The sequence below is a fragment of the Pseudomonas sp. FA-1 genome, from assembly GCF_056856075.1.
Genome location: NZ_JBWXTH010000002.1, coordinates 486115 through 512831, shown reverse-complemented (window position 1 = coordinate 512831; position 26717 = coordinate 486115). Strand labels below are relative to the sequence as shown.

Genomic DNA, 26717 nt, shown 5'->3' with positions numbered 1-26717 from the left:
GTTTCCATGCGTAGATCATTCGTTGTCAGCCTGCTGGGCACCAGTATCCTGCTGGCCGGTTGCCAGGCGGTGAATACCACCAGCGGTGGCGCCGTGGGCGTCGACCGTCAGCAGTACATGTTCAGCATGCTCTCGACCGATCAGGTCAACCAGATGTATGCCCAGTCCTACCAGCAGACCCTCAGCGAGGCGTCGACCAAGGGCGAACTGGACAAGACCAGCGCCAAGGCCAAGCGCATCCAGGCCATCGCCGACCGGCTGATCGCCCAGACGCCGAAGTTCCGGCCCGATGCCGCGCAATGGAACTGGGAGGTCAACCTGATCAAGAGCGACGAGCTCAATGCCAACTGCGGCCCCGGCGGCAAGATCATCTTCTATACCGGCCTGATGGACCAACTCAAGCTCACCGACGCCGAGATCGCTGCAGTGCTGGGCCACGAAATCGCCCACGCCCTGCGTGAGCATGGCCGCGAGGCGATGTCCAAGGCCTATGGCGTGGAAATGGCCCGCCAGGGCGCCGGCGCCCTGTTCGGCCTGGGCCAGGGTGGCATGGCCCTGGCCGATACCGTGGTGAACTACGCCATGACCCTGCCCAACAGCCGTTCCAACGAGAACGAGGCCGACCTGATCGGCCTTGAGCTGGCGGCCCGCGCTGGCTACGACCCGAATGCCGCGATCACCTTGTGGAACAAGATGAACCAGGCTTCGAACGGTGCCCCGCCGGAGTTCATGAGCACGCACCCGGCATCGAGCACTCGGATCGCCTCGCTGCAGGCGGCCATTCCGAAGGTGATGCCGCTGTATGAGGCGGCCCGGAAGTAAACAAAGGGGCCTATCGCGGGACAAGCCCGCTCCCACAGGGTTGCGCAGGATTCTGTAGGAGCGGGCTTGCCCCGCGATGGGGCTGCCAGCAGCCCCCGTATAGCTTCAACCCACCCAACCGCTGGCCTTCATCGCCGAATACACCGCGACGATGGCCAATACGAAGAACGCCGTCGCTGCCAGGCGACGAATCAGGGTCAGTGGCAGTTTCTCCGCCGCGAAATTGCCTGCCAATACCACCGGCACGTTGGCGATCAACATGCCCAGGGTGGTGCCGATGATGACCATGATCAGGTGAGGGTACTGGGCTGCCAGCATGACCGTGGCCACTTGGGTCTTGTCGCCGATCTCGGCCAGGAAAAATGCGATCAAGGTCGTGACGAACGGGCCGAAGCGGCGTGCGGCGCTGTTCTCGTCATCGTCCATCTTGTCCGGGACCAGGGTCCACAGGGCCGTGGCGGCGAAGCTTGCGGCAAGGACCCAGTGCAGCACCGTGTCGCTGAAGAAACTGCTGACCCAGGCGCCTACGGCACCGGCGGCGGCATGGTTGGCCAGGGTAGCGGCGATGATGCCGGCGATGATCGGCCAAGGCTTGCGGAAACGGGCGGCGAGGATGAGTGCGAGCAATTGCGTCTTGTCGCCGATCTCGGCGAGGGCAACGATGGCGGTGGGGACGAGCAACGATTCCAGCATCAGGATTCCTACGGGGGCGGGCCGACACGGCTATGACACGTACGACCTCCCCGCCCCGGGTAAGGTGTGCGTGTCATAGGTCTTGTCAAACCCGTGATCCGGCGGTGCGGATCGCTCTCTATGGAGCTTGGGTCGCACGCGCCATGGCCTGTGGGCCAAGTGTGTTGACGCGTGCCGGGCGAGCTGGGCGCTCGCGGGAGACTACTCCCCTAGGACGGTGCGGATTCTGCCTAGCCGAGCGGCTTTCGGCAAGCCCTGTTTTTAACCGCGCGTTGCCTGGTAGATGCGAAAACCCTCTGCCTCGGCGCAGGTCCGGCAGTTGCCCAGGGCCCCTTCGATCAGTGGCTGGTAGCGCAGGAAGCTGTTGGCGACAAGGCGCATTTCACCGCCTTTTTGCAGGTGCTCGCCTGATTTTTTCAGCAAGTTTTCCGATGCTTGGTAATTGGTGTGTACCCCGGTATGGAACGGCGGGTTGCTCAGGATCAGGGCCAGCCCGGCAGGCGCGGCATCGATACCATCGCCGCTGATCACCTCAGCCTCCAGGCCATTGGCCGCCAAGGTCAGGCGACTGCTGGCCACTGCGAAAGCGTCCACGTCGAGCAGGGTGACCTGGCTCTGTGGGTAACGGCGTTTGACCGTTGCGCCCAGCACCCCGGCGCCGCAGCCGAAGTCCAGCACGTGGCCGACCGGCAGGTTGTCCAGGTGCTGCAGCAGCAGGGCGGTGCCGCGGTCCAACCGGCCATGGCTGAACACGCCGGGCAGGCTGACCACCTGCAGCGGGCCGTCGGCGAGTGGCAACTCGAAGCGCTCGGCCAGGCTTTCCAGCGGTTTGGCCTGCGGTGCGTTGTCCACGGTCACCTGCCACAGCTGGCAATGCCGGGCGCTGTCGAGCTTGCGCGGCTTGCCGAAGGCCTGCAGCTGCTTGGCCGCGCCTTCGATGCCGCCGCGCTTCTCGCCTACCAGGTACAGCTCGCGGCCGGCCAGGCGCGAGGCCAGGGCATTGAGCAGATAGGCGGCCAGCTCGCGGGACTTGGGCAGGAACAGCACGGCGGCCTCGAACGCGACGTCCGGCACCTCGACGCCATAATGGCTGCGGCCGGCGAAACGGCTGTCGAGCAGCGCTTGGTCGCCGGCATGCCAGGACCAGCCGTGGGCGCCCGGCAATTGGCCGAGCAGGTCATCGGCGGGGAGCCCGGCAAGCAGCAACGGGCCTTGGAACAGTTCGGCCTGGCGAAGCAATACTTCACTGCGCGGGTCCATGGACGGCGTCTCCTGAAAAAGTGGCGCAGTGTACCAGAGGCCCTGGCTTCAGCCGACCACACGCCGTGGTTGGCCGGCGAAGAATGCCTCGGCGTTCTCGCTCAACTGGCCGACGATGCGCTGGCGCGACTCCACCGCGCCCCAGGCACTGTGGGGCGTGACGATCAGGCGCGGTACGTCCGCCTGCAGCAGTGGGTTGCCGTTGACCGGCGGCTCGACGCTCAGCACGTCGGTGGCAGCGCCGCCCAGGTGGCCGCTGCGCAGGGCATCGGCCAGGGCCTGCTCGTCGATCAGCCCGCCGCGGGCGGTGTTGACCACCAGGGCGCCGGGCTTGAGCAGCGCCAATTCGCGGGCTCCGATCATGTGGCGGGTGTGATCGTTGAGCGGGCAGTGCAGGGTCAGCGCATCGACCTGGGGCAGCAGCGTGTCCAGCGGCAGGCGTTCGGCGCGGGCTGGGCGGCCGGGAATTTGCCCGCTGAGCACACGCATGCCGAAGGCCTCGGCCAGGCGTGCCACTGCGCCGCCCAGTTCGCCATGGCCGAGCAGGCCGAGGGTCTTGCCTTGAAGCTCGACGATGGGAAAGTCCAGCAAACAGAACTGGCTGGCCGCGGCCCAGCGCCCGTCGGTGACGGCCTGGCGGTAGTCGCACAGGCGCGTGGCCAGTGCCAGCAGCAGGGCCAGGGTGTGCTGGGCCACCGACGGCGTGCCATAGCCTTGGCAATTGCACACCGTGACGCCACGCAGGCGCGCGGTGGCCAGGTCGACGTTGTTGGTGCCGGTGGCGGCGACCAGGATCAATTGCAGCTGCGGGTTGGCTTCCATCGCTGCGGCATCGATCATCACCTTGTTGCTGATCACCGCGGTGGCGCCCTGCAGGCGTTCGGCGACCTGGTCCGGGCGGGTCGAGGGATGCAGTTGAAGCTCGTCGAACTGCGCATGCAGGGGCGAGAGGTCGAGATCGCCGAGGTCCAGAGACTGGTGGTCAAGGAATACGGCGCGGCGCGGGCTGGGCATGGCAGGCTCCGGGGCTGGTAGGTTCTGGTTTCGCATGCCCCCTTGGGCTATCTCCCACAGGGTTCATCAACCTGACGGCCGGCGGGCGATGTGTCAAGCGCACGGCACCTGGCCACTCATACCTTGCGCCTGGCAAATCATTCCTTCGGCTGATTTGACCGATGCGTCACCGTTCTACAGTAACGGCCAGACTTGTCCGGCCCGCATTGCAGAAAAGGGATACCCATGTTGCAGACGCGTATCATCCAGCCCGCCGAGGGCGCCTATACCTTCCCCTTGCTGATCAAGCGCCTGCTGATGTCGGGCGGGCGCTACGAAAAGACCCGTGAGATCGTCTATCGTGACCAGTTGCGCCTGACCTACCCCCAGCTGGTCGAGCGCATCGCGCGCCTGGCCAACGTGTTGACCGAGGCCGGGGTCAAGGCCGGTGACACCGTGGCGGTGATGGACTGGGATAGCCATCGCTACCTCGAATGCATGTTCGCCATCCCGATGATCGGCGCGGTGGTTCATACCATCAACGTGCGCCTGTCGCCGGAGCAGATCCTCTATACCATGAACCACGCCGAGGACCGCTTCGTGCTGGTCAACAGCGACTTCGTCGGGCTCTATCAGGCCATTGCCGGCCAGCTGGCCACCGTGGACAAGACCCTGCTGCTGACCGACGGCCCCGACAAGCATGCCGACCTGCCCAACCTGGTCGGCGAGTACGAGCAGCTGCTGGCCGCTGCCAGCCCGCACTACGACTTCCCCGACTTCGACGAGCATTCGGTGGCCACCACCTTCTATACCACCGGCACCACCGGCAACCCCAAGGGCGTGTACTTCACCCACCGCCAACTGGTGCTGCACACCCTGGCCGAAGCCTCGGTGACAGGCAGTATCGACAGCGTGCGCCTGCTGGGCAGCAATGACGTGTACATGCCCATCACGCCGATGTTCCACGTGCATGCCTGGGGCATTCCCTACGCCGCCACCATGCTCGGCCTCAAGCAGGTCTACCCGGGGCGCTACGAGCCGGACATGCTGCTCAAGCTGTGGCGCGAGGAAAAGGTCACCTTCTCCCATTGCGTGCCGACCATCCTGCAGATGCTGCTCAACTGCCCAGCCGGCCAGGGCGAACACTTCGGCGGCTGGAAGATCATCATCGGCGGCAGCGCCCTGAACCGTGCGCTGTACGAGGCGGCCCTGGCCCGCGGTATCCAGCTCACCGCGGCGTATGGCATGTCCGAAACCTGCCCGCTGATCTCCTGCGCGCACCTGAACGACGAACTGCAGGCCGGCAGCGAGGATGAGCGTATCTCGTACCGGATCAAGGCCGGCGTGCCGGTCCCGTTGGTGGAGGCGGCGATCGTCGACGGCGAGGGCAACTTCCTGCCCGCCGACGGGGAAACCCAGGGCGAACTGGTGCTGCGTGCCCCGTGGCTGACCATGGGCTATTTCAAGGAAGCGCAGAAGAGCGAGGCGCTCTGGGCCGGGGGCTGGCTGCACACCGGCGACGTCGCCACCCTCGATGGCATGGGCTACATCGATATCCGTGACCGCATCAAGGATGTGATCAAGACCGGTGGTGAATGGGTTTCCTCCCTGGACCTGGAAGACCTGATCAGCCGGCACCCGGCGGTCCGCGAGGTGGCGGTGGTCGGCATCGCCGACCCGCAATGGGGCGAGCGGCCTTTCGCCTTGCTGGTACTGCGTGAAGGCCAGGCGATCGACGCCAAGGCGCTCAAGGAGCACCTCAAGCCGTTCGTCGAGCAGGGCCATATCAACAAGTGGGCGATCCCCAGCCAGATCGCCGTTGTTACCGAAGTTCCCAAGACCAGCGTCGGCAAGCTCGACAAGAAGCGCATCCGCCAGGACATCCTCCAGTGGCAGGCCAGCAACAGCACCTTCCTGTCGACTCTCTGACAGGCGTGCCGGCCGCGTGCGTTGCCATGTGACCCGCATTGCAGAGCGGCTGGCGGCTTGTAAAACGCAGGAATTGCGCCATGCTTGCCGTGGCCTGCAGGTCGCTGCCGCAACGGGTGCATTCAAATCACACTTTAGAGGGATCAAGCACCTGTGCCTGCTGGCTATAGTCGGGGCCAGGGGATTTTCAGGAATGGGGAGGCGCTGCGTGCAAGTCGCAGCGCCGTGGGCGAAAGCCTGCACACCGGTCGCCCGGGCCGTTTCTGGAAGGACTCACTGCCATAACAATAAAGTACATGGAGTAGCGTCGATGACATCTGCAAACCTGTTCTGGCGCCGGGCCAAGCTGCCCCTGGCCGTCAGCCTCGCTTCCACGCTCGCAAGTCCCGCGTTCGGTGTCAGTTTCAACATCGGTGAAATCGAAGGCCAGTTCGATTCGTCGCTCTCCATCGGTGCCAGCTGGTCCACGGCCAACCCGAACAAGAACCTGATCGGTGCCAACAACGGGGGCAAGGGCCTGTCCCAGACCTCCGACGATGGCCACCTGAACTTCAAGAAGGGCGAGACCTTCTCGAAGATTTTCAAGGGTATCCATGACCTGGAGCTCAAGTACGGCGACACCGGTGTGTTCGTACGGGGCAAGTACTGGTACGACTTCGAACTCAAGGACGAACACCGCGAGTTCAAGGACATCAGCGACTCCAACCGCAAGGAAGGCGCCAAGTCGTCCGGCGCCGAGCTGCTCGACGCGTTCGTCTACCACAACTACGCCATCGGCGATCAACCAGGCTCGGTGCGGTTGGGCAAGCAGGTGATCAGCTGGGGTGAAAGCACCTTCATCGGCGGCGGCATCAACGCGGTCAACCCGATCGACGTGGCGGCGTTTCGCCGCCCGGGCGCGGAAATCAAGGAAGGCCTGATTCCGGTCAACATGTTCTATGTGTCCCAGAGCCTGACCGACAACCTCTCGGCCGAAGCCTTCTACCAGATCGAGTGGGACCAGACCGTCGTCGACAACTGCGGCACCTTCTTCTCCCAGCCGGACATCGTGGCCGACGGCTGCACCGACAACCTGCGCGTACTGGCCAGCAGCCGGGCGATCCCCACCGCGGTACCGTTCCTCAACAGCCAGGGCGTGGACATCAACGAAGAAGGCGTGCTGGTGCGTCGTGGCGCTGACCGTGACGCCCGTGACAGCGGCCAGTTCGGTGTCGCGTTCCGCTACATGTTCGAACCGCTGGATACCGAGTTCGGCGCCTACTTCATGAACTACCACAGCCGCGCACCGATCTTCAGTGCCAGTGGCGCATCCCAGGCGACCTACGACCGCGCGCGCGGCTTGCTGGGTACCCCGTTCGCCGGCCTTGCGCCGCTGATCGTCGCCGGCAACTCGGAATACTTCATCGAATACCCCGAAGACATCCGCCTGTACGGCCTGAGCTTCTCGACCACGCTGCCGACCGGTACGGCCTGGAGTGGCGAACTGAGCTACCGGCCCAACGCTCCGGTGCAGCTGAACACCACCGATATCCTGTTCGCCGGCGTGGGCCCGATCGGGGTGCCACCGTACAGCAACGCCTCGGTGCTCACCGGCACCCCGGGCCAGGACCTGCATGGCTACCGGCGCAAGGAAATCACCCAGTTCCAGACCACCTTCACGCACTTCTTCGACCAGGTGATGGGCGCCAGCCGCCTCACCGTGGTGGGTGAAATCGGCGTCACCCATATCGGCGGCCTGGAAAGCTCGACCAAGGCCCGCTACGGTCGCGACCCGGTCTATGGGCCCGGCCCGCTGCCGGCCACGGGCCCGTTCAATACCTGTGAGCTGCTCAACGGCGGCACCCTGGGCAACTCGGGCCTGGACACCTCGACTGCCAACCTCAGCCGCAAGTGCGAGAACGACGGCTACGCCACCACCACCTCCTGGGGTTATCGCGCCCGTGCCATCTGGGACTACAACGACGTCTTCGCCGGGGTCAACCTCAAGCCCAACGTGGCCTGGTCCCATGACGTCTCGGGCTACTCGCCCGGCCCAGGCGCCAACTTCGAGGAAGGCCGCAAGGCGATCAGCCTGGGCCTGGATGCCGAGTACCAGAACACCTATACGGCGAGCCTGTCGTACACCAACTTCTTCGACGGCAAGTACACCACCGTGGACGACCGTGACTTCATCGCCCTCAGCTTTGGCGTGAACTTCTAAGAACACTGATCCAGGACGACGACAATGAACAAGACCAGAAGTCTGCTGCAAGCCGGTGTGCTGGGCCTGTCCCTGCTGGCGACCAGCGTCATGGCTGCGGTATCCGCCGAAGAGGCGGCCAAGCTGGGCACGACCCTGACCCCGATGGGCGCGGAGAAGGCCGGCAACGCCGACGGCACCATCGGCCCCTGGCAGCCGCTGTCCAGGACCGCGGGCAGTGCCGATGCCAAGGGGTTCCTCTCCGATCCGTATGCGGGCGAGCAGCCGCTGTACACCATCACCGCGCAGAATGTCGACCAGTACAAGAGCAAGCTGTCCCCCGGCCAGCTGGCGATGTTCAAGCGCTATCCGGACACCTACAAGATCCCGGTGTACAAGACCCATCGCGGCGCCACCGTGCCCGATGAAGTGTTCGCCGCCATCAAGGAGAACGCCACCAAGACCACCCTGGTCGAAGGCGGCAACGGCCTGAAGGACTTCCGCACCGCGGTGCCGTTCCCGATTCCCAAGACGGGCCTGGAGGTGATCTGGAACCACATCACCCGCTACCGAGGCGGCAGCGTCACACGCCTGGTCACCCAGGCCACGCCACAGCAGAACGGGTCGTACAGCCTGGTGTACTTCCAGGACCAGTTCGTCTTCCGTGACCGCATGAAGGACTACGACCCGAACAACCCGGGCAACATCCTGTTCTACTTCAAGCAGAAGGTCACCGCCCCGGCGCGCCTGGCGGGCACCGTGCTGCTGGTTCACGAGACCCTCGACCAGGTCAAGGAGCCGCGCAAGGCGTGGATCTACAACGCCGGCCAGCGACGTGTGCGCCAGGCCCCGCAGGTTTCCTACGACGGCCCGGGCACCGCGGCCGACGGCCTGCGCACCTCCGACAACCTGGACATGTACAACGGGGCGCCGGACCGCTACGACTGGAAGCTCGAGGGCAAGAAGGAGATGTACATCGCCTCCAACGCCTACAAGCTCGACTCGCCGACGCTCAAGTATGCGGACATCCTCAAGCCCGGGCATATCAACCAGGACCTGGCCCGCTATGAACTGCGCCGCGTCTGGCATGTGGTCGCGACCTTGAAGCCGGGCCAGCGGCACATCTATGCCAAGCGTGACTTCTACATCGACGAGGACACCTGGCAGGCCGCGGTGATCGACCAGTACGACGGCCGTGGCCAGTTGTGGCGGGTATCGGAGGCCCATGCCCAGGACTACTACAACGTCCAGGTGCCGTGGTACACGCTGGAGGCCATCTACGACCTGCAATCGGGCCGCTACCTGGCGCTGGGCATGAAGAACGAGGAAAAGCGCGCCTACGACTTCGGCTTCAGTGCCAGCCGCAGCGAGTTCCAGCCTGCGGCGCTGCGCCAGGATGGCGTGCGTTGAGGTTCGTCAGGGTGTGAAGCCACGGGGCTGCTTCGCAGCCCTTTGGTGATGCAAGCGTTCGCCGTAGCCGCTTTGGTGTCTGTGGGATCGAGCGCCGCCCGCGCGGCGCTCGATCGCACAGGCGGCACCCATCTCAAGACCTGCCCTAACGCCCCATTCATGCATCCAATACCCGCCCATTTCCGCCATCGGTCTTGTTTCTTTTTGTTGTAGTCTTTTCCTCGCCCGACGCGCCCATCATCTTCAAATGCGCCGCGTTACCCGCTAGTCTCGCAACAATCCGTACTGCCATAGTCCTCCACCCCAGAACGAGCCGGCCATGACAGACCTGTCCCGTACGCATGGATTCGCCAGCCAGGCCCTGGGCCTGCTGGACGGGCGTTTCTTCCGGCCACCGCTGCCGGATGGGCACGTCCCCAGGTCGCGCCTGTGCCAACGGCTGCACGCGGGCTTGAGTGGGCGCCTGCTGCTGGTCAATGCCCCGGCAGGTTTCGGCAAGAGCTCCCTGGCCATCGAGTTCTGCCAGGCCCTGCCGGCCCATTGGCGCAGCCTATGGCTCGGGCTGAGCCAGCGGGACGCCGACCCGGGGCGCTTCCTCGAACGCCTGCTAGAAGGGCTCCAGCAATTCTGTCCGGCACTTGGCGGCCAGGCCATGGGCCTTCTGAAGATGCGCCAGCGCCACCAGCCGTTCGCCTTCGAAGAGTGGCTCGACGGCCTGCTCGACGAGCTGGCCCTCTACCTGCAGCTTGAGTCGCCCGTGTTGCTGGTGCTGGATGACTACCACCTGGCCCAGGGGGCAGTGCTTGACCGCTGCCTGCAATTCTTCCTCAACCACCTGCCAAACGGGCTGATGCTGCTGGTCACCAGCCGTCAACGGCCTGACTGGCACCTGGCGCGGCTGCGCCTGTCGCGCCAATTGGTCGAACTCAACGAGCAGGACCTGCGCCTGACGCCCGACGAAGCCCTGGCGGTGATCGGCCGCCAACCTACTGGCTTGCGCGGCCAGGCCCTGGACAACCTGATCCAGCGCAGCGACGGTTGGGTCGCCGGGCTGCGCTTCTGGCAACTGGCGGCCAGCGAGTCGGGCGAGGACAACGCCTTGCCCCAGGCCTTGCACGGTGGCGAAGGGTTGATTCGCGACTACCTGCTCGAAGAGGTCATCGAGATCCTGCCGGCGCACGTACAGGCCTTCCTCTACGACACCGCCTGCCAGGAGCGTTTCTGCGCCGAGTTGTGCGACGCGCTGCGCGAGCGCGACGACAGCCTAGGCATCCTGCATTACCTGCAGGCCCACCAGGTATTCCTGGTGCCGCTGGACGAACATAGCCACTGGTTCCGTTACCATCATCTGTTCTCCGACCTGTTGCGCAGCCGCCAGGCCAGCGAGCCGCTGGCTGCCCTGCACATACGGGCCTGCCGCTGGTTCCAGGCCCACGGGCTGCTGGACGAGGCGGTCGAACAGGCCTTGCGCGCCGGCCACCTGGACGTGGCCGCCGACCTGGTGCAAAGCCTTTCCGAGGAACAACTGCTGGCCGAACAGAATGTCGGCATGTTGCTGCGCTGGAAGATGGACTTGCCCGACAGCCTGCTGATCAGCACGCCGCGGCTGATCGTGCTGTACAGCTGGGCCCTGGGCCTGGCCTGCCAGCTGGACGCGGCCGAGGAGCTGGCCGCTCACCTCAGCCGCTTCCTGCCGGCGCCCTCGGCCACTGCGCAAAAATCCATGCTGGCCCAGTGGCTGGCGCTGAGCGGTGTGATCGCCCGGGGGCGGGGGGATCGCCAGCGGACCCTGGACTACTGCGGCGAAGCGCTGCAGAGCCTGCCGTACAAGCGTTACGGCCAGCGCCTGGTGTGCCTGTCGACCTTGTCCAACCTGGCGATCGCCGACGGTGACTTCTGGCGCGCACGTGGCTGGAACCGCGAGGCACTGGAGCTGGCGCAGCGGGTCGGCAACCCGTTGTTCGAGGCCTTGGCCCACTATGACCGCGCACGGGTTCTGCATGCCCGGGGCGAGGTACTGCGTGCCCTGGACGAAGTCCGCCAGGGGCTGCAGCGCCTGCAGGGCTTGTCGGGCCAGCGCCTGTATGCCGTGCGGGCCAGGCTGACCTTGTATGAGGGCTACCTGCTGGTCACCCGCCTGCAACCTGCCCAGGGTCGTGCCCGATTGCGCGCCGGGCTCAGCGAGGCACGGGCCTGTCGCGACATCAGCGTGCTGATCGGCCACTGCGTGATCGCCTCGCTCGACGGTCGCGAAGGGCGTTTTGCCGAGGCTTTCGCCGAACTGGCCGAGGCCGAGCGGCTGATGCATATCTGGGATGTGCCGCCGATTTTCTACCTGGCCATGATCACCCTGGTGAAGTGTGAGCTGTGGCTTGCCCAGCGGCGCACGGACCTCGCCGAGTCCTGGCTTCTGCGCCTGGGCCAGACCTACGGCGGCGAACAACCGGCAGCGGCGCCGGAGTTCCATCCGCTGTTGCCATTGCATATCGAATTGCAGCAGGCCCTGCTCGATGGCGTGCTAGGCCGCTCGCAGGAGGCCAGCGGGCGTTTGCAGGCGCTGGTGAGCCGTGGCGAGGGCAGCGGTGGCCTGATGCTGGTGGTCTGCGCGCTGTGCCATTGGATGGCACAGTTGCTTGCCCAAGGCCAGGAGGCGCAGGCCGCAGCGCTGCTGCCCAAGGCGCTGGAGGCGGCGCGGGGTGGGGTGCTGCAGCCCTTCCAACGGTTGCTCGAGGCGCACCCGGTATGGTTGCGCGAGCAACTGGCGGCGCGCCCGGCCTGCCTCGTCCAGGTCGACCTGCTGGCGAGCCTGCCGCGCCCGGTGGCGGCCAACGAAAGTACCGAAGCGCTCAGCGGTCGCGAACTGGCGGTGCTCGAACTGATCGCCCAGGGCTGCTCGAACCAGCAGATAAGCGAGCGGCTGTTCATCTCCCTGCATACCGTCAAGACCCATGCCAGTCACATCAACAGCAAGCTCGGCGTGGAGCGGCGCACCCAGGCGGTGGCCAAGGCCAAGTCGCTCGGCTTGCTAGTCTGAGCGCCATCGCTGCCGGCGTCATCGCGCCCTCATTTTTCCTCGCCTGCTGCCGATAATAAGCTGTTCGGGTTACTGGATAGCCGTGCCGACGCCATCGCGGGCGGCATGCGTCGGCACTGCCAGGCCCCGATGTCGGGCATCGTCGTGTGCCACTCTACAACCCCTTGCCAATACAGGTCGTATTGATGCTGCAGTACGGGCAAAAAAGCTTTCTGATCGTCGATGACTTCACCGACTTTCGTACCTCGACCCGCTCCATGCTCCGGGAGCTGGGCGCACGCGATGTGGACACCGCCGACAGCGGTGAACAGGCCCTGCGCATGTGCGCGCAGAAGCGCTACGACTTCGTGCTTCAGGACTTTCACCTCGGCGATGGCAAGAAAAACGGCCAGCAGGTGCTCGAAGACCTGCTGCTGGACAAGCTGATCAGCCATGAATGCGTGTTCATCATGGTCACGGCCGAGAGCAGCCAGGCGATCGTGCTCAGTGCCCTCGAGCATGAGCCGGACGCCTACCTGACCAAGCCGTTCAACCGCGTGGGCCTGGCCCAGCGCCTGGAAAAGCTGGCGCAGCGCAAGACGTTGCTCAAGCCCATCCTCCAGGCCCTGGACCGTGGTCGCCCGGCCGAGGTGCTGGCGGCCTGCGCCGAGCTGTGCAAGCAGGACCCACGCTTCGCACCGCTGTGCCTGCGCTATCGGGCCGATGCTCTGCGCGACCTCAACCGCGTCGAGGAACTGGAGAAGTTCCTCAAGACCATCCTGGCCAGCCGCCCGCAACCTTGGGTCTATGCCGCCCTGGGCAACCTGTTGCACAAGCGCGGCCAGCACGGCGAAGCCCAGGGTGTCTTCGAGCAAGCGCTCAAGGCCTTCCCGATCATGCCCAGCCTGTACGACGGCTTGGCCGAGGTGTTGGTGGCCCAGGGCGAGACCAAGCGCGCCCAGCACATGCTCGAGGAGGCGGTGCGCCTGTCGCCCCTGGCCGTGCGCCGGCAGGCGGCATTGGGCAAGCTGGCCCTGGACAACGAAGATTTCGAAAGCGCCTCCAAGGCCTATCGGCATGCGGTCAACCAAGGGCAGAGTTCGCGCTACAAGGACCCGGAGAGCAACCTGGGCCTGGTCCAGGCGCTGATGAACAAGAACGTCGGCAATGGCTTGGACGCGCGTACCCGCGTCGAAATCAACAGCGTGCTCAGCGATGTCGCCAAGGAGCATGTCGAGGACCAGGGCCTGCAAGTGCGCGCCCGTCTGATGAAAGCCGCCAGCCTGCAGCAGGCCGGCGACCCCGAAACCGCCGGCAAGCTCACCGAGCAGGCCCTGCAGCGGCTGGAGAAAATGGACCAGTTCTTCTCGGTCGAGGCCGCCTTGAGTGTGGCCAGGCAGTTGCAGGCGCTCGGCCAGCAAGCCGCGGGCACCAGCATCCTGAAAGGCTGTGTGGAAACCTATGGCGACGATCCGAAGGTCATGCAGAGCGTTGCCCAGATCACGGACGATCCGGCAGTGCTCGGGGCGGTCACCGAGGCGGTCGACCTCAACCGCCAGGGTGTACGCAGCTATCAGGCTGGCCAGCTCGGCGAGGCCCTGGACATGTTCCGTCGGGCCCTGTCGTTGCAGCCGAAGAACATCAGCATCGCCCTCAACACCGCCCAGGCGCTGCTGCGTGTAGGTGGCGAGAGCCCTACGCCAGCGATCATGCAGGAATGCCGCAACTGCCTGCAAAGCGTTGCCGGCATTCCGGCCAGCGACAGCCGCTACGACCGCTACCGCAAACTGCATATCCGGATCTTCGGCGCATGAATCGAGACGAAAAGGGGCTGGACTTCTCCACGGTGATCGCCTCCACCGTGCACGACATGAAGAATTCGCTTTCGGCCTTGATCCAGGCCCACGACCAGTGGTTGGCGCGTCTGCCCGAGGTGCTGCACGGCGGCAGCGAACAAGGCGTGATAGAACACGAGTTTCGTCATTTGAACGGCATGCTGGTGCAACTGCTGGGCCTGTACAAGCTGGGCATCAACCAGTTGCCGATCTGCCCCGACTATCATGAGCTGGACGATTTCATCGAGGCCCAGCTTGCGGCGCAGCAGGAGGTGCTCAGGCATCGCGATATCCTCGCCACCTGGCGCATCGACACCGACAACCCGCTGGGTTTCTTCGACCGCGAACTGGTCGCCTCGGTGGTGGCCAATGTCCTCACCAATGCCATCCGCCACGCCGGACATGCCTTGCTGATCAGTATCGAGGAGCAGGGCGAGCAACTGGTCATCAGCGTCAACGACGACGGCCCGGGCTATCCAGAGCGCATGCTCGAACGCCAGCAGGACTACCTCCAGGGCATCGATTCACGTACTGGCAGCACAGGCCTTGGCCTGTATTTCGCCGCGCGCATCGCGGCCCTGCACGAACGCAACGGTGTGCGCGGGCGCATCGAGATTGCCAACGGCGGGGCGCTGGGGGGTGGGTTGTTCCGGTTGTATCTGCCTTAGTGTCAGGCGCATGGCGGCCGGCGCTCGATCTGCGTCATACCGCATAGCCCAAGACAAACCACCCAAGACAGGCACCGCAGACACCGCTAACATGCCGGCAGTCCCCAGGAGCCTCCCATGAACACCGCCTCCACTCTCCTCATCCGCGAAACCTTCCCCGTAGGCCCATTGCAGTGCAACTGCACCCTGATCGGCGACCCGGTCAGCAAGAAGGCCATCGTCGTCGACCCAGGCGGTGACCCTGAGAAAATCCTGGCGCGCCTTCAGGCCCATGGTCTGACGCTGGTGAGCATCATCCACACCCACGCCCATTTCGATCATTTCCTCGCCTCGGGCAAGCTCAAGGAATTGACCGGCGCGACCTTGCACCTGCACAAGGACGACCAGCCTTTGTGGGACAACCTGGAGATGCAATGCCAGATGTTCGGGGTGCCTTATACGCCGGTGCCGTCGCCGGACCGTTGGCTGGATGATGACGAGGCGCTGGCCTGCGGTTGCGGTGTGGCCTTGCATACTCCTGGGCACACGCCTGGCTCGATGAGCTTCTGGTTCGCCGATGCCAAGCTGTTGATCGCCGGCGACACCCTGTTCCGCCGCGGCATCGGCCGTACCGATTTGTGGGGTGGCGATCAGCGGGCTATCGTTCGCTCCATCAAGTCGCGGCTGTATTGCCTGGATGAAGAGGCAGTGGTGGTAACTGGCCATGGCCCGGATACCCGCCTTGGCGACGAGATGCGCGAAAATCCTTTCGTGCGGGCCTGAGGTTTCAGGGAATTTTTCCGTTTCGCTCGGGTCCAAGGCTGGCATAGGGCCATCCATGACCTGTTGCACTCTCGAATATCTGTAGGAGCTTGTCCATGTTCACCATGCGTCGTCTGATTATCGTCGCTACCGCTGCTGCCCTGATGACTGGCTGTGCCGGCCAGAACCCCTATGACAGCCAGGGCCAGGCTCAAGGCTCCACCGGGATGAGCAAGACCGCCAAGTACGGCGGCCTGGGCGCGCTGGCCGGTGCCATCGCCGGTGCCGCCATCGATCACGACAACCGTGGCAAGGGCGCGCTGATCGGCGCCGCCGCGGTGGGCGCCGCTGCTGCAGGCTACGGCTACTACGCCGACAAACAGGAAGCCGAGCTGCGTGCGAAGATGGCCAACACCGGTGTCGAGGTGCAGCGCCAGGGTGACCAGATCAAGCTGATCATGCCGGGTAACATCACCTTCGCCACCGATTCGGCGAACATCTCCCCAAGCTTCTATTCGCCGCTGAACAATCTGGCCAACTCGTTCAAGCAGTTCAACCAGAACACCATCGAGGTGGTGGGCTTCACCGACAGCACCGGCAGCCGTCAGCACAACATGGACCTGTCCCAGCGCCGTGCCCAGGCCGTCAGCACTTACCTGACCTCCCAGGGTGTCGACCCGTCGCGCGTTTCCGTACGCGGCATGGGCCCGGACCAGCCGATCGCCAGCAACGCCGACGCCAATGGCCGTGCCCAGAACCGTCGCGTGGAAGTGAACCTCAAGCCGATTCCTGGCCAGCAGTATGACCAGCAGGGTACCGTGCAGCAGTACCCGTAAGGCAAGGAAACGAGGGGCCGCTATGCGGCCCAATCGCGGGGCGTGTAGTGGCCCCTTTTTGCATGTCAGCGCACGGTACTGGCCTGAATCGCAGTCAGGGCGATGGTGTGCACGATATCGTCCACCTGCGCCCCCCGCGGCAGGTCGTTCACCGGCTTGCGCAACCCCTGCAGCATCGGCCCCAGGCTTACACAATCGGCACTGCGCTGCACCGCCTTGTGGGTCGTGTTGCCAGTGTTGAGGTCCGGGAATACGAACACCGTGGCACGGCCCGCCACTGGGCTTGCCGGCGCCAGCTGGCGGGCGATCTCAGGGTTGGCCGCCGCGTCGTACTGCAACGGGCCGTCGATCAGCAGGTCATGTTCGGCCTGCTGCGCCAGACGGGTGGCTTCGCGCACCTTCTCCACTTCCTCGTCGCTGGCCGCCGAGTCGCTTGAATAGCTGAGCATCGCCACCCGTGGCGCGATACCCAAGGCCTGGGCCGACTCGGCGCTCTGCCGCGCGATCTCGGCCAGCTCCGCGGCGCTGGGGTGCGGGTTCATCACGCAGTCGCCATATACCAGCACTTGCTCGGGGAACAGCATAAAGAACACCGAGGACACCAGGCTGCTGCCCGGTGCGGTCTTGATCAGCTGCAAGGCCGGGCGAATGGTGTTGGCAGTGGAATGCACCAGGCCCGAGACCAGACCGTCGACTTCATCCAGTGCCAGCATCATGGTGCCGACCACCACCGGGTCTTCCAGCTGCTGTTCGGCCATCGGCGCGTTGAGGTTGCGGCTGCGGCGCAGCTCCACCATGGGCTCGACGTAACGCCCGCGAATCGCCTCTGGATCGAGGACTTCCAGGTCAGGCGGCAGGGTGATGCCCTGGGCGCGGGCTACCGCCTCGACCTCCTCGGGCTTGGCCAGCAGCACGCAACGGGCGATGCCGCGGGCCTGGCAGATGGCCGCTGCCTGCACCAGCAGCGGCTCGGCGCCCTCCGGCAGGACAATGCGCTTGTTCGCCTGCTGGGCGCGCTGGATCAGCTGGTAGCGGAATACCGCCGGCGACAGGCGCAGCTCGCGCGGCGTGCCGCAGCGCTGGTGCAGCCAGGCCGCGTCGAGGTGGCTGGCGACGAAGTCGGTGATGAACTCGGCGCGTTCACGGTCATCCACCGGGATTTCCCGGTTGAGCGAATTGAGGCGGTTGGCGGTGTCATACGAACCGGTACCCACCGAAAGAATTGGCAGCCCGGCCTGCAGGGCGCCTCGGCACAATTCCAGGATGCGCGGGTCCGGCTTGCTGTCGCTGGTCAGCAGCAGGCCGGCCAACGGTACGCCATTGATGGCCGCCAGGCTCACGGCGAGGATGATGTCGTCGCGATCGCCTGGGGTCACCACCAGGGTGCCGGGCTTGAGCAGTGGCACGGTATTGGCCACGGTACGGGCACAGATGATGATGGTGTTCATGCGCCGTTGTTCGTAGTCCCCGGCATTGAGCACCTGGGCGCCGAGTAGCTCGGCCACGTCGCGGGTGCGCGGGGCGTTGAGCTCGGGCTGGTAGGGAATGCACCCCAGCAGGCGGAAGTCGTCGCCGCGCAGCAGCGGCGAATGCTCGCGCAGGCGGGCGGCGAAGGCGGCCATGCTTTCGTCGGTGCGCACCTTGTTGAGCACGACCCCGAGCACTTTCGGGTCGCGTGGGCCGCCGAACAGCTGAGCCTGCAACTCGACACGTCCGGAGAGCTCGCTGAGCACTTCGTTTTCCGGCGCCGACACCAGGATCACCTCGGCGTCCAGGCTCTTGGCCAAGTGCAGGTTGACCCGCGCGGCATAGCTGGCGTGGCGGGTCGGCACCATGCCCTCGACCACCACCACGTCGTTGCCGATGCAGGCCTGTTGGTACAGGCGGATGATCTCCTCGAGCAGCTCGTCCAGCTGGCCATCGCCGAGCATGCGCTCGACCTGGGCCAGGCTCAGAGGCGTTGGCGGGCGGATGCCATGGGTGCGCGCCACCAGTTCGCTGGAGCGCTCGGGGCCAGTATCGCCGGGATGATGCTGGGCGATCGGCTTGAAGAAGCCGACCTTCAGCCCGCCGCGCTCCAAGGTGCGCACCAGGCCCAGGCTGATGGAGGTCAGGCCGACACCGAAGTCGGTCGGCGCGATGAAAAATGTCTGCATGCGTGCTTCTCGAAATAAGCGGTGCAAGGGGTCAGCCGCCAAGGGTATCGCTATCGACCCCCTGGGCGCACCAGCCGCAGGCAAATACCTGGCCGATGCGGCGCTGGCGCTCGGCCGGGTCCAGCACCCAGGGCCGCGCCTGCCATGGAGGCTGGTGGCGCAAGTGCTGGGTATGGCCGCACGACAGCTCGACCACCCAGTGGCCCTCTTCGTCCTGGTGAAAACCCGTGATCCGACTGACGGATTTGTCATTCCCCGACACGCGTTCGCAATCGGGCGATGCGTTGGTTACACTTGATCGCTCTACATTCTTTTGCAAAAGGTCTTGCCCCATGCTGATCGCCGCCAACAAGGCTGTCTCCATCGACTATACCCTGACCAACGACGCCGGGGAGGTCATCGACAGTTCCGCCGGTGGTGCGCCGCTGGTGTACCTGCACGGTGCCGCCAACATCATCCCGGGCCTGGAAAAAGCCCTGGAAGGCAAGCAGGCCGGTGACGAGCTGAACGTCGCCATCGAACCTGAAGAAGCCTACGGCGAGTACCTGGCCGAGCTGGTCAGCACCCTGAATCGCAGCCTGTTCGAAGGCGTCGACCAACTGGAAGTCGGCATGCAGTTCCACGCTTCGGCGCCGGACGGTCAGATGCAGATCGTCACCATCCGCGACATCGACGGCGACGACATCACCGTCGACGGCAACCACCCGCTGGCCGGCCAGCGCCTGAACTTCAAGGTCAAGGTAGTCAACGTGCGTGACGCCAGCGACGAAGAAATCGCTCACCGTCACATCCACGGTGAAGGTGGCCATCACCACTGATTTTCTGCGCTAAGCTCAGAGAGTCGCCAGGCGCTCGGGCAAGCCGTTTTGCCTTCCTTGGGGAAGGACGACGGTTTGGCCGCGCGCCTTTTTAGTGGGCGCGATTCGCCCCTGCGACCATCGGGAACCTGAGAGGGGAGTCATCATGAGTGCATTTCACGACCTGACGTTGAAGGCGCTGAACGGCGAGGAGCTGCCCCTCGCACCGTTCAAGGGCCAGGTGGTGTTGGTGGTCAATGTCGCCTCCAAGTGTGGCCTGACGCCGCAATACAAGGCCCTGGAGAACCTGTACCAGGTCTACAAGGACAAAGGCTTCAATGTCCTGGGCCTGCCGTGCAACCAGTTCGCCGGGCAAGAGCCGGGCAGCGAAAAGGACATCCAGGAATTCTGCAGCCTCAACTACGGGGTGAGTTTCCCGTTGGGCGCCAAGCTCGAGGTCAACGGGCCGCAGCGTCATTCGCTGTACCGCCTGCTGGCGGGCGAGGGCGCCGAATTTCCGGGGGATATCACCTGGAACTTCGAAAAATTCCTGGTGGGCAAGGACGGGCGCGTGCTGGCCCGTTTCGCACCGCGTACCGCACCGGATGATCCGGTGGTCGTGCAGGCGATCGAGAAGGCCTTGGGCTGAATATCCAGGGGGCTGTCGCGGGACACCCCCCCACAGAAGAGAGCGGCGCAGTCTCGGTGGGAGCTGGCGACAGCCTGCGATGGGGCCTTGAGGTGATCAACCGTGCGGTGCTGTCGAGCCAGGCTTGGTCGCCAACGCACCATTCACTGCTCCGCCATCCTGGCTGGCAACCTGACGGCACGCACCGGCCAGATATCCCTCGAACTGCTCGATGATCGTGGGCCAGCCTTGTCGACTGGCATGCTGGCGTGCATTCAGGCGCACCCTGCGCAAGGTTTCGTCTTCCTCCAGCAACCAGCACGCCGCGTCGATGAACCCCGCCTGGTCACCCGGCATGGCCAGGCTCCCGCTATGCCCATGACGGATATGCTGGGCGGCGGCCGCTTCGTCGTAGGCGACCACGGCCAGGCCTGAGGCCAACGCCTCGAGTACCACGTTGCCGAACGTCTCGGTCAGGCTGGGGAACAGGAACAGGTCGCCGCTGGCATAGTGCTCTGCCAGCGCTTCGCCCCGCTGCGCACCGCAGAACACGGCATCGGGCAGCGACTGCTCGAGGCGCTCGCGTTGTGGCCCGTCGCCCACGACCACCAGGCGCATGCGCCGCTGTGGATAAGCCTTGTGCAGTGCGTCCATGCAGGGCTGCAACAGCCCCAGGTTCTTCTCCGCAGCCAGGCGGCCGACATGGATCACGGCGATATCGTCCGGCCCCAGGCCCCATGCCTGGCGCAACGCTTGGCTACGCCGGGCCGGGTTGAACAGGTAGGCATCGACCCCCCGTGCCATCAGCCCCAGGCGTTCGAAGCCCCGGCGCTCCAGCTCCAGGCGCTGGCTGGCACTGGGCACCAGGGTGACCGCGGTGCGCCGGTGAAACCATCGCAGGTAATGGGTGAGCAGGCGGGTCAGCAGGCCCAGGCCATATTGCCCCGAGTATTGCGGGAAGTTGGTATGAAAACCGCTGACCACAGCGATGCCCAGGTGGCGCGCGGCACGCAGGGCGTTCAGCCCCAACGGGCCTTCGGTAGCGATGTAGAGCACATCCGGGCGTTGCCGACGCCAGCGTCGTACCAAGGTGCGCTTGGTTGTTTCCCCCCATTGTAGGCCCGGATAGCCGGGCAACGGCCAACCGCGGCAGAGCAACAGGTCGTCGGTGTCACGACTGGCGTTGTCGCTGGCCTGGCGAGGGCGTATCAACTCCACTTGGTGCCCGCGTTCACGCAAGCCATCGCTGAGGCGGCCAAGGGTATTGGCCACGCCATTGATTTCGGGTGGAAAGGTTTCGGTGACCAGGGTGATGCGCAGGGGCGGTATGTTCATGACAAAAGTGTCCGCCTGGGCTGTTGCGTTCATGTGACAGATTCGTGGCTGGCTGGTGACGCGGGTTTTGCCCGTGTGAACATTTCCTCGCGGGGCACTCAAGAATCCTTCGGGGCCAGCCGATGCAGAAGTATCCAACGGTCGGGGTGCGCTCCCGGGAGCGGTCATGTTCAACAGCAAACTCAAAAAAGAAATCCAGCAACTGCGCGAGGATCTGATGTCCGTCGAGCAGGTCAAGAGCAGCCTCGACAGCGAGATGCTGGTCTTGCAGCTTGGCCCCGACGGTCGTATCGAGACGGTCAACAGCAACTTCGAGCAGGAGATGCTTTACCGCGCCGAACAACTGATCGGGCGCAATATCGAGGACATCGTCCCAGCCCATGTGAAGCAGCTGGACTTCTACCAGCGCATGAAAGGCGCCATTACCCGTGGCGAGCACCTCAACGGCGCCTTCCGCCTGCTGCGTGGCAATGGCCAGGAAGCCTGGCTGCGTTCGATCCTGCAACCGGTCAAGAGCAGCGACGGGCGAATCCGCTATTTCAGCCTGCATTCGAGCGACCTCACGCGCACCATCGAGACCTCTCGCGAGCATGAAAGCCTGATCAAGGCCTTGATGCGTTCGACCGCGCTGATTGAGTTCAACCTGCAAGGCGAGGTGCTGACCGCCAATGACCGTTTCCTGCAGGCCATGGGGTATTCCCTGGAACAGGTGCGCGGCAAGCATCACCGTATTTTCTGTGAACCTGAGGAAGCCAATTCGCCGGCCTACCAGGCCTTCTGGGACAAGCTGCGCCGTGGCGAATTCGTCGCCGACCGGTTCAAGCGCATCGACGCCCATGGTCGGGTGGTGTGGTTGGAGGCATCCTACAACCCGATCATCGATGCCCATGACGTGCTCTACAAAGTGGTCAAGTTCGCAACCGTGATCACTGACCAGGTCAACCAGGAGCTGGCTGTTGCCGAGGCTGCGGATATCGCCTACAACACATCGTTGGGCACCGATGCCAGTGCGCGCAAGGCCACGGATGTGGTGACCCAGACCGTCGATGTGATGCGTGGCCTGGAGCGTTCCATGCAGGACGCGGCCCAAGGCATCCAGGCGCTGGATACACAATCTCGGGTGATCGGTTCGATCATCAAGACCATCAGCGACATCGCCGGGCAGACCAACCTGCTGGCGCTCAACGCGGCTATCGAGGCGGCGCGGGCAGGCGAGCAGGGTAGAGGCTTCGCGGTGGTGGCCGACGAGGTGCGCCAGCTGGCCTCGCGTACCAGTACGGCTACCGACGAGATTGCCAAGGTGGTTCTGCAGAACGAGCAACTGGCCCAGGCGGCGGTGGATATCATCGACACCAGCAAGCGCCAGGCCGAGCAGGGGTTGGCGTTGGCCGCCGATACTGGTGGGGTGATCGTCGAGATCCAGGAAGGTGCGCAGAAGGTGGTGGATGCGGTAGGGCGATTTTCCAGCCAGTTGAGCCTTTGAGCGAGCGCTGAAAAAGGCCTGCGCCGCAAACTGCGCGCAGGCCCGGGGTATTTCAGACGTCAGGCGATCACACCTACCTTCATCATGATGTCGAACGTTTCTTGCAGGGCGGCCCAGAAGGTGCCGTCGGTATCGGCAAGTACCTCACCTGTACGATGGTCTTCATACTCGACGAGTGCCGGCTTTTGCAGGTTTCCGGTAATCAGTGCCCAGGTCAGGAATATGGCGGCAGGAGAGCGCTCGGAGAAATCATCCTTGATGTGGATGAGCCAATCCCCCGAAGGATCCAGACCATGGCTCGACAGGACGTCCTGAAAAACGAAGTGCACATGCGTCTGCACTTTGTCGAATGCTTCGTGCTCCGCATTGGTGAGGTCCGGCCCCTCCTTACCCACGCGACCACGCAGGCCCAGCGGGCCCAGTGGGTCGATTGGACCTACTGACGAGGCTATGATCTCGAGTGTACCGGACTGGTCGAGCTTGGCAGGTTCTTCCGGCTCTTCGCGTTCAGGTTCGACGGGTTCTTCCGGCTCTTCGCGTTCAGGTTCGACAGGGTCTTCCGACTCGCCGTGTTCAGGCTCGTCAGATTCTTCAGGATGTTCAGGCTCCGGCTCGGCAGAGTCTTGTGGTGCTTCCAGTTCCGCCTCGGCAGGCTGTTCAGGTTCTGCCGTCATGGGAACGCTTTCATCAATCCCCTCGTCCTGAACATCCACCTTCAACTTATCGTCGTCAATCATCTGGTCATCCTCCAAAGATGCGCACCACAGGGTGCCGACGATGATTGAGCCACTGATTCGAAGCCTGCCTAGGGTATATAACTACCGCGGGTTCTGTTTACCGGACGCTCCCTCTCGCACCCAGAACAAGGTGGCACCTGCGACCGCCGCCGGCATCATCACCACGTTCACCAGCGGAATCATCAGCGCCAAGTAGGTAATGCCGCCAAAGCCCAGACTCTGCCAGCGCTTTTCGCGCAGCCAGGCGAGCATGTCCTGCCAGCTCATCTTGTTGTTGTCCGCCGGGTAGTCGATGTACTGGATGGCCATCATCCATACCCCGAAGATCAGCCACAGCGGTGCGGCCACCACATTGACCACCGGGATCAACGAGAGGATGAACAGGCCGATGGCCCGCGGCAGGAAGTAACCCAGCTTGCGCATTTCGCGGCCCAGGGTACGTGGCACCATGGCGATCAGCTCACCCCAGCTGAAGGCGGGGAAGGTGTCCTCGCCGCGCACTACCACCTCGACCTTTTCCGCGAGGAAGCCGTTGAACGGCGCCGCGATGATGTTGGCCACCAGGGTGAAGGTGAAGAACACCATCAGTATCACCAAGGCGACGAACAGCGGCCAGAGAATGTAGGTGAGAAAGCTCAGCCAGCTCGGCAGGGTGGGCATCAAAGCGTCGACCCACAGGCTGAACTGGTGCCCGGCAAAATAGATGAGGCCGCCAAACAGCAACAGGTTGACCGCCAGCGGCAGCAGGACGAACAGCCGCAGGTTCGGGCTCATGACCAGTTTCAGCCCTTCGCGCAGGTACTGGGGGCCAGAGAGGACAGGGGCTTGCATCGAGACGCTCCGGATCAAAGAGAAAACGCGCTGACCTTACCCGAGTTTGCCCGCACGACGAAAGGCGCCAATCCTAGAAGCAATGGGCTGTAACAAAAGCGAGTGAAGATTTTCTATCGGTTTTCAGCTTGGATAGAAGCACTCTATAAGGTGGATTGTCGAAGGATATTTCCTTAATCTCTGCGACCTCGCTACAGTGCGCTCAACTTTTGGGTTTCGGATCTACGCGTTGTAGCCTTCCCCAAGTGCTGCGTAGATCCCTTTTAATTCCAGCCGGTGCTGCCGGCACACCGATGCCGGCCGCGGCCGCCTCGACAGGAGTTCGACATGTCTGAAGTACGTCATTCGCGCGTCATCATTCTCGGTTCCGGCCCTGCCGGTTACAGCGCCGCGGTCTATGCCGCCCGCGCCAACCTCAAGCCGCTGCTGATCACCGGCATGCAGGCTGGCGGCCAGCTGACCACCACCACCGAAGTCGACAACTGGCCAGGCGACCCCCACGGCCTGACCGGCCCTGCGCTGATGCAGCGCATGCAGGAGCATGCCGAGCGCTTCGAAACCGAAATTGTCTTCGACCACATCAATGCCGTGGACCTGGCCAACAAGCCGTTCACCCTCAAGGGCGACAGCGGCACCTACACCTGCGATGCCCTGATCATCGCCACCGGTGCCAGTGCCCGTTACCTGGGCCTGCCGTCGGAAGAGACTTTCATGGGCAAAGGCGTTTCGGCCTGCGCCACCTGCGACGGCTTCTTCTACCGCAACAAGCCGGTCGCCGTGGTGGGCGGTGGCAACACGGCCGTAGAAGAGGCGCTGTACCTGGCCAATATCGCCAGCAAGGTGACCCTGGTACACCGTCGCGATACCTTCCGCGCCGAGAAGATCCTGGTCGACAAGCTGCACGCCCGTGTGGCCGAAGGCAAGATCGAGCTCAAGCTCAACGCCACCCTGGACGAAGTGCTGGGTGACGACATGGGCGTGACCGGTGCCCGCCTGAAGAACAACGATGGCAGCAGCGACGAAATCAAGGTCGACGGCGTATTCATCGCCATCGGCCATACGCCGAACACCTCGCTGTTCGAAGGCCAGCTGACCCTCAAGGACGGCTACCTGGTGGTCAACGGTGGCCGTGAAGGCAACGCCACCGCCACCAACGTCGAAGGGGTGTTCGCTGCAGGCGACGTGGCTGACCACGTCTATCGTCAGGCGATCACCTCCGCCGGTGCCGGCTGCATGGCGGCACTGGACGTCGAGCGCTACCTGGACGGCCTGGCCAACGCGTCGTTCTAAGCTCCGTAATGAGGCCGCTTTGCGGCCCTTTCGCGGCACAAGGCCGCTCCTACACAGACCGCATGTTCGTATGTAACGCGGTCCCCTGTAGGAGCGGCCTTGTGGCGTGAAAGGACCGCGAAGCGGCCCCAGTCGTTTACAGGCTAAGGCGCATGGACAGATCCACCGCCTTCACATCCTTGGTCATGGCACCAATGGAGATGTAGTCCACCCCCGTCTCGGCAATCACCCGCAGGGTGCTTTCATTCACGCCGCCGCTGGCCTCCAGCTTGGCCTTGCCGGCGGTGATGCGCACGGCCTCGCGCATTTCATCGAGCGTCAATTCGTCGAGCATGACGATATCGGCACCGGCTGCCAGCGCCTGGCGCAGCTCGTCCAGGCTTTCCACTTCGATTTCCACCGGTTTGCCCGGGGCGATCTTGTGCGCCGCAGCAACCGCCTCGGCTACCCCGCCACTGGCCGCGATATGGTTTTCCTTGATCAGGAAGGCGTCATACAAGCCGATGCGATGGTTGTCGCAACCGCCACAGGTCACGGCATATTTCTGCGCCAGGCGTAGGCCTGGCAGCGTCTTGCGGGTATCGAGCAGGCGCACCTGGGTGCCTTGCACCAGGTCGGCGAGAAAACGCGCCCGGGTAGCCACGCCGGACAACATCTGCAGGAAGTTCAGCGCCGTGCGTTCGCCACTGAGCAATGAGCGCGCCGGGCCTTCGAGGTGGAACAGCGCCTGGTTGGCCTTGGCCCGGTCCCCGTCGGCCACCTGCCAGTGTACGGCCACCCGCGGGTCGACCTGGCGGAACACCGCATCGACCCAGGCGGTACCGGCGATGGTGCAATCTTCGCGGGTGATGATGGTCGCCTTGGCCAGGCGCTCGGCCGGAATCAGCTGGGCGGTGATGTCGCCGCTGCCGATGTCTTCCAGCAGCGCACGGCGCACGTTGGCTTCGATTTCGGCGGTCAGGTCGGCGAGGCGTAGGTTCGGCATGGTCGGCTCCACAAGCTAGGTGCCGGCGATTATAGGGCAGGGGGCCGACGTGTACAGCGCCAACCACACCGGTGACCTTTGGTCAGGACGAGTGAG

22 protein-coding genes, 1 pseudogene and 1 riboswitch are annotated in these 26717 nt (G+C 64.3%); of the genes and pseudogenes, 14 read left to right on the top strand and 9 right to left on the bottom strand.

The window, feature by feature from the left end; genetic code table 11:
* Positions 1-6 precede the first annotated feature (6 nt).
* Positions 7-822, top strand: coding sequence for a M48 family metallopeptidase (locus tag AC1MHZ_RS06345; protein ID WP_482966146.1), 816 nt, complete (start codon positions 7-9; stop codon positions 820-822).
* 105 nt (positions 823-927) lie between these two features.
* Here the strand turns inward: AC1MHZ_RS06345 and AC1MHZ_RS06340 are convergent, their stop codons facing one another.
* The 3 genes from AC1MHZ_RS06340 to AC1MHZ_RS06330 form a co-directional block, all read right to left on the bottom strand.
* Complete coding sequence (locus tag AC1MHZ_RS06340; protein ID WP_482966164.1) at positions 928-1512, bottom strand: TMEM165/GDT1 family protein; 585 nt, start codon at positions 1510-1512, stop codon at positions 928-930.
* A gap of 90 nt (positions 1513-1602) precedes the next feature.
* Positions 1603-1737, bottom strand: a riboswitch (yybP-ykoY riboswitch).
* A 39-nt stretch (positions 1738-1776) separates the two neighbouring features.
* On the bottom strand, positions 1777-2775 hold the full coding sequence (locus AC1MHZ_RS06335) for a class I SAM-dependent methyltransferase (protein WP_084858562.1): 999 nt from the start codon (positions 2773-2775) through the stop codon (positions 1777-1779).
* Positions 2776-2823: 48 nt separating this feature from the next.
* Positions 2824-3789 carry a 2-hydroxyacid dehydrogenase gene (locus tag AC1MHZ_RS06330; RefSeq protein WP_084858561.1) on the bottom strand — a complete coding sequence of 322 codons (966 nt, stop codon included), beginning with the start codon at positions 3787-3789 and terminating at the stop codon, positions 2824-2826.
* Positions 3790-4014: 225 nt separating this feature from the next.
* Here AC1MHZ_RS06330 and AC1MHZ_RS06325 point away from each other — a divergent pair, with 225 nt between their 5' ends.
* The 8 genes from AC1MHZ_RS06325 (at position 4015) to AC1MHZ_RS06290 (ending at position 16379) form a co-directional block, all read left to right on the top strand.
* Positions 4015-5697: a fatty acid--CoA ligase gene (locus AC1MHZ_RS06325; RefSeq protein WP_368829209.1), complete on the top strand. Its 1683-nt coding sequence runs from the start codon at positions 4015-4017 to the stop codon at positions 5695-5697.
* Positions 5698-6007: 310 nt separating this feature from the next.
* Positions 6008-7897: a DUF1302 domain-containing protein gene (locus AC1MHZ_RS06320; RefSeq protein ID WP_368829208.1), complete on the top strand. Its 1890-nt coding sequence runs from the start codon at positions 6008-6010 to the stop codon at positions 7895-7897.
* A 24-nt stretch (positions 7898-7921) separates the two neighbouring features.
* The gene (locus AC1MHZ_RS06315) at positions 7922-9286 is read left to right on the top strand and encodes a DUF1329 domain-containing protein (RefSeq protein ID WP_482966145.1); all 1365 of its coding nucleotides are present in this window, start codon (positions 7922-7924) and stop codon (positions 9284-9286) included.
* 319 nt (positions 9287-9605) lie between these two features.
* Positions 9606-12320 carry a helix-turn-helix transcriptional regulator gene (locus AC1MHZ_RS06310; protein ID WP_482966144.1) on the top strand — a complete coding sequence of 905 codons (2715 nt, stop codon included), beginning with the start codon at positions 9606-9608 and terminating at the stop codon, positions 12318-12320.
* Between the two features lie 185 nt (positions 12321-12505).
* Positions 12506-14113, top strand: a complete 1608-nt coding sequence (locus AC1MHZ_RS06305; protein WP_084858556.1) for a tetratricopeptide repeat-containing response regulator — start codon at positions 12506-12508, stop codon at positions 14111-14113.
* Entirely contained in the window at positions 14110-14802 is a 693-nt protein-coding gene (locus tag AC1MHZ_RS06300) for a sensor histidine kinase (RefSeq protein ID WP_084858555.1), read from the top strand. The genes AC1MHZ_RS06305 and AC1MHZ_RS06300 overlap by 4 nt, the downstream gene beginning before the upstream one ends.
* Before the next feature lie 117 nt (positions 14803-14919).
* Positions 14920-15564: an MBL fold metallo-hydrolase gene (locus tag AC1MHZ_RS06295; protein WP_482966143.1), complete on the top strand. Its 645-nt coding sequence runs from the start codon at positions 14920-14922 to the stop codon at positions 15562-15564.
* A gap of 95 nt (positions 15565-15659) precedes the next feature.
* Complete coding sequence (locus tag AC1MHZ_RS06290; RefSeq protein WP_084858551.1) at positions 15660-16379, top strand: YiaD family glycine zipper/OmpA-like lipoprotein; 720 nt, start codon at positions 15660-15662, stop codon at positions 16377-16379.
* A gap of 65 nt (positions 16380-16444) precedes the next feature.
* Here AC1MHZ_RS06290 and pta read toward each other — a convergent pair whose 3' ends face one another.
* Together pta and AC1MHZ_RS06280 are read right to left on the bottom strand one after the other, a co-directional pair.
* Complete coding sequence (pta, locus tag AC1MHZ_RS06285) at positions 16445-18535, bottom strand: phosphate acetyltransferase (protein WP_084858550.1); 2091 nt, start codon at positions 18533-18535, stop codon at positions 16445-16447.
* A gap of 31 nt (positions 18536-18566) precedes the next feature.
* Entirely contained in the window at positions 18567-18869 is a 303-nt protein-coding gene (locus tag AC1MHZ_RS06280) for a DUF3565 domain-containing protein (protein WP_084858549.1), read from the bottom strand.
* Between AC1MHZ_RS06280 and AC1MHZ_RS06275 the strand changes: the two genes are divergently transcribed.
* Together AC1MHZ_RS06275 and AC1MHZ_RS06270 are read left to right on the top strand one after the other, a co-directional pair.
* On the top strand, positions 18868-19353 hold the full coding sequence (locus tag AC1MHZ_RS06275; protein ID WP_084858548.1) for an FKBP-type peptidyl-prolyl cis-trans isomerase: 486 nt from the start codon (positions 18868-18870) through the stop codon (positions 19351-19353). The two genes, AC1MHZ_RS06280 and AC1MHZ_RS06275, sit on opposite strands and share 2 nt — an antisense overlap.
* A 145-nt stretch (positions 19354-19498) precedes the next feature.
* A complete protein-coding gene (locus AC1MHZ_RS06270; RefSeq protein WP_084858547.1) occupies positions 19499-19981 on the top strand; it encodes a glutathione peroxidase in 483 nt (160 codons plus the stop codon).
* Positions 19982-20077: 96 nt separating this feature from the next.
* Here the strand turns inward: AC1MHZ_RS06270 and AC1MHZ_RS06265 are convergent, their stop codons facing one another.
* Positions 20078-21295 (bottom strand): glycosyltransferase family 4 protein, encoded by a 1218-nt coding sequence (locus AC1MHZ_RS06265; RefSeq protein ID WP_084858546.1) that lies wholly within the window; start codon positions 21293-21295, stop codon positions 20078-20080.
* A gap of 166 nt (positions 21296-21461) precedes the next feature.
* On the opposite strand from AC1MHZ_RS06265, the pseudogene AC1MHZ_RS06260 reads away from it, so the two are divergent.
* Together AC1MHZ_RS06260 and AC1MHZ_RS06255 are read left to right on the top strand one after the other, a co-directional pair.
* Positions 21462-22184, top strand: a pseudogene (locus AC1MHZ_RS06260) (PAS domain-containing protein); the annotation flags it as partial.
* Between the two features lie 162 nt (positions 22185-22346).
* A complete protein-coding gene (locus tag AC1MHZ_RS06255; RefSeq protein ID WP_411969659.1) occupies positions 22347-22778 on the top strand; it encodes a methyl-accepting chemotaxis protein in 432 nt (143 codons plus the stop codon).
* 59 nt (positions 22779-22837) lie between these two features.
* On the opposite strand, the gene AC1MHZ_RS06250 is transcribed toward AC1MHZ_RS06255, so the two are convergent.
* Both AC1MHZ_RS06250 and cysZ read right to left on the bottom strand, forming a co-directional pair.
* Positions 22838-23515 carry a hypothetical protein gene (locus AC1MHZ_RS06250; protein ID WP_482966142.1) on the bottom strand — a complete coding sequence of 226 codons (678 nt, stop codon included), beginning with the start codon at positions 23513-23515 and terminating at the stop codon, positions 22838-22840.
* Positions 23516-23596: 81 nt separating this feature from the next.
* Complete coding sequence (gene cysZ / locus AC1MHZ_RS06245; RefSeq protein WP_084858543.1) at positions 23597-24346, bottom strand: sulfate transporter CysZ; 750 nt, start codon at positions 24344-24346, stop codon at positions 23597-23599.
* A 327-nt stretch (positions 24347-24673) separates the two neighbouring features.
* Between cysZ and trxB the strand changes: the two genes are divergently transcribed.
* Positions 24674-25636: a thioredoxin-disulfide reductase gene (trxB, locus tag AC1MHZ_RS06240; RefSeq protein ID WP_224456886.1), complete on the top strand. Its 963-nt coding sequence runs from the start codon at positions 24674-24676 to the stop codon at positions 25634-25636.
* 136 nt (positions 25637-25772) lie between these two features.
* Here trxB and nadC read toward each other — a convergent pair whose 3' ends face one another.
* Entirely contained in the window at positions 25773-26621 is an 849-nt protein-coding gene (nadC, locus tag AC1MHZ_RS06235; RefSeq protein ID WP_324814071.1) for a carboxylating nicotinate-nucleotide diphosphorylase, read from the bottom strand.
* Positions 26622-26717 lie beyond the last annotated feature (96 nt).